Genomic DNA, 7292 nt, shown 5'->3' with positions numbered 1-7292 from the left:
TGATGCCGACCATCAACATGCTGCCGCGCATCGAGGCCATCACCGTGTCGGGCTATCCCGGCGCCGGCCCCTACGGCACCAAGGGCGCGGGCGAGATAGGCTCGGTGCCGCCCATGGCCTGCATCGCCAACGCCATCTACAACGCCACCGGCGTGCGCGTGCGCAGGCTCCCGCTGAGCCCCGAGAACGTGCTGCGGGCGCTCCGGGAATCCGGGAAATAGCGTCGGCGGCCGGCGGCGCGCCGGCGTCGAGGCACGGCGCCCTTCGACTTCGCTCCGCGTGCGCGGAGCTACGCTCAGGACGAACGGTTGCAGGAATTTCTCGTTCGCCCTGAGCGTAGCGAGTCCTGAGCTTGTCGAAGGGCGAGCGGAGTCGAAGGGCGCCACTCCAATTGATCAGAATCTCTCCAAAGGGTCTTCGCCGCCGGCTGTCGGACCTCTACTACGGCTGGCGGATGATCGGGCTGACGGCCCTCGTCCGCACCATCGGCGGCGGACTCCACAGCTTCGGGTTCACGGTCTACTTCCTTCCCATCCAGAAAGAGTTGGGCATCACCCACGCGGCCACTTCGCTGGCCTTCTCCCTGGCCCGGGCCGAGGGCGCCATCGAGGGTCCGCTGGCGGGCTACCTCATCGACCGCTTCGGCCCCAAGCCCGTGATACTGACCGCGGCGCTGATGTGCGGCATCGGGTACGTCCTCTTTTCCTTCGTCGACAGCTACGCGAGCTTCCTCATCATCTACGTCGGGGTCATCTCCCTGACCTTCACGGCGGGCTTCGTGCACGCTCCCGCGGTGCTGGCCGTCAACTGGTTCCGGCGTTATCGGGCGCGTGCGCTGACCTGCCTGAGCGCCGCCATGCCCGTGGGCGGAACCGTCGTCACGGCCCTGCTGGTCGTGGCCGTCCACTTCTGGGGCTGGCGAACGGCCGCGTTCACGGCGGGATGCGTGTTCCTATTCGTGGCCGCGCCCCTGGCCCTGAGGATTCGCCGGTCGCCCGAGAGCATGGGGCTGCAGATATCCTCGGAGACGGCGTCGTCTTCCGCCCCGCCACCCGGGGAGCGGGAGGACGGGTCGGAGAATGACGGGACGGAGACCCGCGGCGAATCCGACTACGACGCCGGCCGCGCCATGCGCACCCCGGTCTTCTGGCTCTTCGTCCTGTGGATGACCACCCGGACCGCCGCCTACACCACCGTCATCGTGCATTTCGTACCCCTGATGCAGTGGAAGGGCCTGACGCCTCTCGCCGCGGCGCTCCCTCTGTCGTGGTTCAACGGCATGAACATCGTGGCGCACTTCATCATGGGATGGATTGCCGACCAGACCAACAAGGTGCGCCTGGTGGCCTGGTGCATGGTGCTTTCCTTCATCGCGGTCCTGGTCCTGATGTGGAGCACGACGCTCTGGGGGTTGCTGCTGTTCGCCACGCTGTTCAGCGTGCTGGACTCATCGATACCGGTCATATGGGCCGCGGTGGGAGACTATTTCGGGCGGCGCCGCTTCGGCACCATCCGCGGCACCATGAGCTTCTTCTACATGTGGGGAGGCGTCGTCGGTCCGTATGCGGCCGGCGCCCTCGTCGACCACTTCCACAGCCACGACTATGTACCGTGGCTGCTCTTGGTCCTGGTGGGGGCCGCCGGAATCACCACGGCGCTGCTCATCAGGCCCTGGACCCGGGGGGTGGGGCGCCACGACTGACGGCCGCCCGGCAACACCCCAAGGAGGCTGCATGACGCTCATCATCGACAATCCCACCGTGGAGAAGGTGCTCGACCCGTCGGAGGTCAACGACGCGCTGGAGTTGGCGGCGCTGGAGCTGGCCACCGGCGGCGCCGTCAACGCGCCCCCGTACCGGGTCTTCACGCCAAGGGACCCCGACGACTACCGCGGCCACCCCAGATTCCCGGAAGGCGGAGGGGAGCCAACGCACCACTCGTTCACCTCGCTGAGCGGCGCGATTGCCAAGCTGGATGTCACGACGGACCGCATCGACTCCGACATCATCACCTACTTCGAACAGGACGGCAGAACGCTCCAGAGGCGGGTGCCCGGCCGCACGGACGGGAGGTTCTGCGGCCTCATCTTCGTCTACAGCTCCCGCACCGGCGAACTCCTGGCCATTATTCACGACGGCTACCTCCAGAAGTTCCGGGTGGCGGGCACCGGGGCGGCAGGCGCGAAATACCTGGCCCGAAAGGATTCGCGCACCATGGCGCTCATCGGCACGGGTTGGCAGGCGCAAGGCGCCGCTTACTGTTTCGCCGCCCTCGGCAACCTGGAAAGGATCGAGGTGTACAGCCCGACTCCCGGCAACAAGGAGAAGTTCGCGGAGCGGATGTCCGAGGAGGCCGGAATCGAGATCGTACCGGTCTCTTCCGCTCGAGAGGCGGTGCGTGGCGCCGACATCGTCTACATGGCCACCAACTCCAAGGACCCGGTGGTCATGGCCGACTGGCTGGAGCCCGGGCAGTTCGTCAGCAACGTCTCGGACGTCGAACTGGAGATCGCGGGCTGGGAACGCTGCGACGTGCTGACCATGAACCGCCACGGCCGGCGCTGGATGCGCTACGCCATCGGCGGCGCCGAAGCCATCCCCGAGCACGGCAAGGACCAGTACACGCGGCCCACCTCCCTCGAATGGGACAAGCTGCCGCTCCTGGGCGACGTCATCGCCGGCAACCACCCGGGGCGCACGTCCGACAGCCAGATCACCGGCCTCGTCCTGCGCGGCGACGGCGTGCAGTTTACCGCGGTCGCACACCTCATCTACAGCCGCTGCAAGGAGAAGGGGCTGGGGACCGAGATTTCCAGCGAGCTGTTCCTTCAGGACGAAAAGTACATACCATGATACATTGAGCCGGCGACGCGCGGGGCGATCCAGCCTCCCCGGCGCAACGGGATATGAACAAACAGAAACGTACCGCCATCTACGAGCGGCTGCGGGAGCGCAACCCGAGACCCTCCACCGAGTTGGACTGGGTGGACCCGTTCGAACTGCTGGTCGCCGTGGTGCTGTCGGCCCAGGCCACGGACGTGAGCGTCAACAAGGCCACCGCCGAGCTGTTCCCGGTAGCCAATACACCCGAGAAGATCCTCAAGCTGGGCGTCAACCGGCTCAAGCGCTACATCCGCACCATCGGGCTGTTCAACAGCAAGGCCGACAACATCATCAAGACCTGCAGGATCCTTATCGACGAGCACGGCGGCCAAGTGCCGCGCAGCCGCGAAGCGCTGGAGAAGCTCCCCGGCGTGGGTCGCAAGACCGCCAACGTCATCCTCAACACCGCCTTCGGCGAGCCCACCATCGCGGTCGACACGCATATCTTCCGCGTCGCCAATCGCACCCGCATGGCGAAAGGAAAGAACCCCCTGGAGGTGGAGACACGCCTTACCCGGCTGACGCCCCCCGAGTTCCGCAAGGACGCCCACCACTGGCTAATCCTCCACGGCCGCTACGTCTGCAAGGCCCGCAAGCCCGAATGCCCCACCTGCGTCATCGCCGACCTGTGCGAGTTCCCGGACAAGACGCCCGAACCACCGCCCGAATAGCCCGATCGCCCTCCTGTTTCGCGGAAATGACTAGTGCCGGGGTTTACCGTATGGCTTCGGCCGCGCGCAGATCCGCCAATTCCCCCGCACTCAGTCCCAGCAACCCGCCCAGCACCTCGTCCGTGTGCTGCCCGATGGCGGGGGCGTCGTCGCGGATGGAGGCCGGCGTCTGCGACATGTGGATCCACGGCGCCAGCAGCGTCGTGGGGCCGGCGGTGGGATGGTCGCGCTCGATGAAGGCGTTGCGCGCCTTGATGTGGGGGTCGTCGAGGACCTCGGCCTTGGACAGAACCGGTGCGCCGAAGTAGCCGAGGTCGCGCACGGCGTCCCATATCTCCTGCCGGGTGCGGGTGCGCGCCCAGTCCCGGACCAGCCGGTCCAATTCGGCCTTGTTCTCCCGCCGGGCTGCCGCGCCGGCGAAGCGCGGGTCCGCCGCCAGCTCCCGGCGCCCCATCCGCTCCGCCAACCACCTCCACCCCTCGTCCCCCAAGTGCGGAACCCGCAGCGTGAAGTAGCCGTCGGCCACCGCCATGGGCGTATTGCCCACCATGTTGCCGGTGAAGTGCTCGTGCATGGAGCTGACCATGAAGCCCAGCACCGCCTCCTGCATGGACACGACGATCTTCTGGCCCTCGCCGGTGCGCTCGCGGGCGTGCAGCGCCGCCAGGATGCCCACGGTCATGCTCACTCCGGCGGCCTCGTCGCCGATGCCCAGGGACTTGGTCCCCTTGGCTCCGGCGTACTCCCAGGCCGTGTGGGTCCAGCCGGTCATGCTGTTGTTGGTGGCGGCGGTGTTGCCGTAGTCGGCGTAGGGACCCCACTCGCCGTAGCCGCGGGAGCAGGCGTAGATGAGCCGCGGGTTGATTCCCTTGACGGAGTCGTAGTCGAGCCTGAAACGCTCCATCGTGCCCTTCTGGTAGTTCTCCACCAGGACGTCCGCCCGGGCGATGAGTTCCCGCGCCAGCTCGACGCCGCGCTCGCTCTTAAGGTTCAGGACGACGCTCTTCTTGTTGACGTTGATCCACAGGAACTCGTAGCCGTCCTTGCCCGCGTCAGGCGGCATCCACGAGCGCCGGAAGTTGTCTCCCTGGGGCGGCTCGATCTTGATGACCTCGGCTCCCAGATGCCCCAGCAGCATGGTGCAGAAGGGTCCGTTCAGGGCGTGCGTGAAATCCACCACGCGGATGTCGTTGAGAGGGCCAAGCATGGGGTCGCTCCTTTTTTCGGTCAGATTGACAACAACGGCCTGTTATCGCATACCGTTTGGCACCAAACCAACGAGAGGTGCCGCCGTGACCATACCCACCCAACCCCTGGACCCGGAGAAGCAGCCCGCGCTCACCCGCGTCGATACCTACTCCGATTGGCGCGAACGCGAGGGCGTCCCGCTGGTGGGCGGGATCTACATCGAGGACATGAAGGCCGTGGAGGTGGGGCCGTGGGCGCGCAAGGGCGACGGGGTCAAGGGAGCGCTGTGCTACCTGGATGGCGACAACGGCGGCGACGAGCACATCGTCGAGTTGCCGCCCGGGGGCTACACCGCGCCGCTACGGCACATGTACACCGAGGCCATCTACGTGGTATCGGGGCACGGCTCCTGCTCGGTGTGGCGCGAGGGCGGGGAGAAGCAGACCTTCGAGTGGGGACCCGGCAGCTACTTCGTGCCGCCCACCAACGCCTGGCACCAGTTCTTCAACGCCAGCCTGTCCCAGCCGGCGCGCTGGTTCTCCGTGACCGACCTGCCTCAGATCTTCCGGCAGTGGAACAGCGAACATTTCATCTTCAACAACAACTACGATTTCGACGACCGTTTCCAGGGTGAGCCGGACTACTTCACGGCCGAGGCCAAGCTCTACCGCGGCCGGGTGTGGGAGACCAACTTCATCCCCGACATCCGCAAGCTGCCCCTCTACGAGTGGAAGAGCCGAGGCGGCGGCGGCACCAACGCCTTCATGGTCATGGGCTCCGGCCTGATGGAATCCCACGTGTCCCGCTTCGAATCCGGCTACTACAAGAAGTCCCACCGCCACGGACCCGGCGCGCACCTCTACATCATCGAGGGCACGGGCTACGTGCTGACCCAGCGGGGCGACGAGGAACGCATCCGCTGCGACTGGAAGGAAGGCAGCCTCTACCTCTCCGGCGCCGGACAGGGCCTGTGGCTGCACCAGCACTTCAACGTCGGCGAGACCCCGGCCACCTACCTGGTGATGAACCAGGGCCTGTCGCGCAAGTACGCGGTCAACCGCTGGCAAGCCCAGGAATCCACGGTGCTCCGCACCGGCGAGGTCAGCGGCAAGAAGGGCGGCTACCAGGTAGAGTACGAGGACGAAGACCCCGAGATCCACCGGATCTTCGAGGAAGAGCTGTCCAAGCGCGGCATTACCTGCCGGATGAAGAACATGGTGCCGTGGTGCACCGGCGTGGGCGGCGCGGAAGCGGTCAAGGTCCTGTTCCCGGACGAGCACGGCAACATGCCCGGCGAGCAGGGCAACCTCCCGGACGCGGAAGGCAGCTTCATCGACTGACCGCCAAAGACCAACCTCCGCCGGAGATCAACACATTGACACATCCAGAACCGCGACACCGCCGCGGACAACGGCTCGGACGGTTGTCCCGCCTCATGATCCTCGCGCTGCTTGTCTTTTTTTCGTTGGGCCTTGAGCGTGAGGTCCGAGCGCAGACCAGCAATCCGCCTCCTGCGGTCCCCCACAACGACGCGGCCATGCGCTGGTGGGATGCCCTCGAACCGGCGCAAAGGGTCGCCGCCCTGCACGGCGACACCGCAACGCCCGAGCAGACCGCCGCCGCCGGGAACGCCTACGCCGACCTGGACATGGGAACCAGGGGCCTTGCCAACGACGCCGTGGATGCGATCAACGGCAACTTGCCGTTCAGCAGCGTCGGCGGCTGGTGGCAGTCCCTGGAATGCCGCTTCAAGCGCGTCGCCGCGGGAGACGGCAACACCGAGGATATGGCGAGCCCCTTTTGTGCCCACTATCCCGGTTCCGGCGGGACGCCGCTGCTTGGCGCCACCGAACAGGACCATGTGGACCGGGTCGGGCAGGCCCTGCTCGGGCGCATGGACCCCGGCGTTTATCCTCCGGATAGTGCCGTGGCCATGCGCTGGTGGAACGCGCTCGATCCGGCGCAAAGGGTTGCCGCCGTGCACGGCGACACCGCAACGCCCGAGCAGAGTGCTGCCGCGGAGCGTCTGTATGGAGATCTGGACCCGGAGACCAAAGGGCTGGTTCATAGAACCGCCACGGGATTCGCCCCTGCCAGCCCCCTCACCAGCGTCGGCGCCTGGTGGCAACTCCTGGACTGCCGCCTCAAGCGTGTCGCCACCGGTGACGGCAATACCGAAGACCTGAACAGCCCGTACTGCGCTTTCTATCCGGGCTCGGGCGGAACGCCGCTGCTCGGCGCCGGCGAAAAGGCCCACGTGGACCGGATCGGGCAGGCCCTGCTCGATCTCATGGACCCCGGTGTCTATCCCCCGGACGTGCTCCCGGCCATGCGCTGGTGGGATGCCCTCGAACCGGCGCAAAGGGTCGCCGCCGTGCACGGGGACACCGCAACGCCCGAGCAGATCACCGCCGCCGGAAGCATGTACGGGGATCTGGATCCGGAGACCAAGAGACTGGCCAACGTGACTGCTCGCGATGCTTACCTCCAGGGCGGCGACAGCGTCGGCGCCTGGTGGCAGTCTCTCGACTGCCGCCTCAGGCGCGTCGCC

Annotated in this window: 7 protein-coding genes; 6 read left to right on the top strand and 1 reads right to left on the bottom strand. The window is 66.7% G+C overall.

Going from position 1 to position 7292, the window contains the following annotated elements; genetic code table 11:
• From OXU42_09805 to nth, 4 genes are all read left to right on the top strand, one after another.
• The coding region (locus OXU42_09805) for a nicotinate dehydrogenase medium molybdopterin subunit (GenBank protein MDE0029679.1) at positions 1–221 on the top strand (221 nt) is incomplete at its 5' end.
• Positions 222–391: 170 nt separating this feature from the next.
• Complete coding sequence (locus OXU42_09800; GenBank protein ID MDE0029678.1) at positions 392–1702, top strand: MFS transporter; 1311 nt, start codon at positions 392–394, stop codon at positions 1700–1702.
• A gap of 31 nt (positions 1703–1733) precedes the next feature.
• Positions 1734–2852, top strand: coding sequence for an ornithine cyclodeaminase family protein (locus OXU42_09795; GenBank protein MDE0029677.1), 1119 nt, complete (start codon positions 1734–1736; stop codon positions 2850–2852).
• 53 nt (positions 2853–2905) lie between these two features.
• On the top strand, positions 2906–3553 hold the full coding sequence (nth, locus tag OXU42_09790; GenBank protein MDE0029676.1) for an endonuclease III: 648 nt from the start codon (positions 2906–2908) through the stop codon (positions 3551–3553).
• Between the two features lie 43 nt (positions 3554–3596).
• On the opposite strand, the gene OXU42_09785 is transcribed toward nth, so the two are convergent.
• Positions 3597–4760 carry a CoA transferase gene (locus OXU42_09785; GenBank protein MDE0029675.1) on the bottom strand — a complete coding sequence of 388 codons (1164 nt, stop codon included), beginning with the start codon at positions 4758–4760 and terminating at the stop codon, positions 3597–3599.
• 85 nt (positions 4761–4845) lie between these two features.
• Here OXU42_09785 and OXU42_09780 point away from each other — a divergent pair, with 85 nt between their 5' ends.
• Positions 4846–6081 carry a cupin domain-containing protein gene (locus OXU42_09780; GenBank protein ID MDE0029674.1) on the top strand — a complete coding sequence of 412 codons (1236 nt, stop codon included), beginning with the start codon at positions 4846–4848 and terminating at the stop codon, positions 6079–6081.
• Between the two features lie 197 nt (positions 6082–6278).
• Positions 6279–7292: hypothetical protein (locus tag OXU42_09775; GenBank protein MDE0029673.1), on the top strand; the 1014-nt coding region annotated here is incomplete at its 3' end.

Source organism: Deltaproteobacteria bacterium, from assembly GCA_028818775.1.
Taxonomy (GTDB): Bacteria; Desulfobacterota; Binatia; order UBA9968; family JAJDTQ01; genus JAJDTQ01.
The sequence above is the reverse complement of the archived record's forward strand: the minus strand, read 5'-3'. Positions and strand labels throughout refer to the sequence as shown.

Coding starts and splice junctions, on each gene's coding strand:
- OXU42_09785 (MDE0029675.1), bottom strand. CDS start 4,760: ATGCTTGGCCCTCTCAACGACATCCGCGTGGTGGATTTCACGCACGCC.
- nth (MDE0029676.1), top strand. CDS start 2,906: ATGAACAAACAGAAACGTACCGCCATCTACGAGCGGCTGCGGGAGCGC.
- OXU42_09795 (MDE0029677.1), top strand. CDS start 1,734: ATGACGCTCATCATCGACAATCCCACCGTGGAGAAGGTGCTCGACCCG.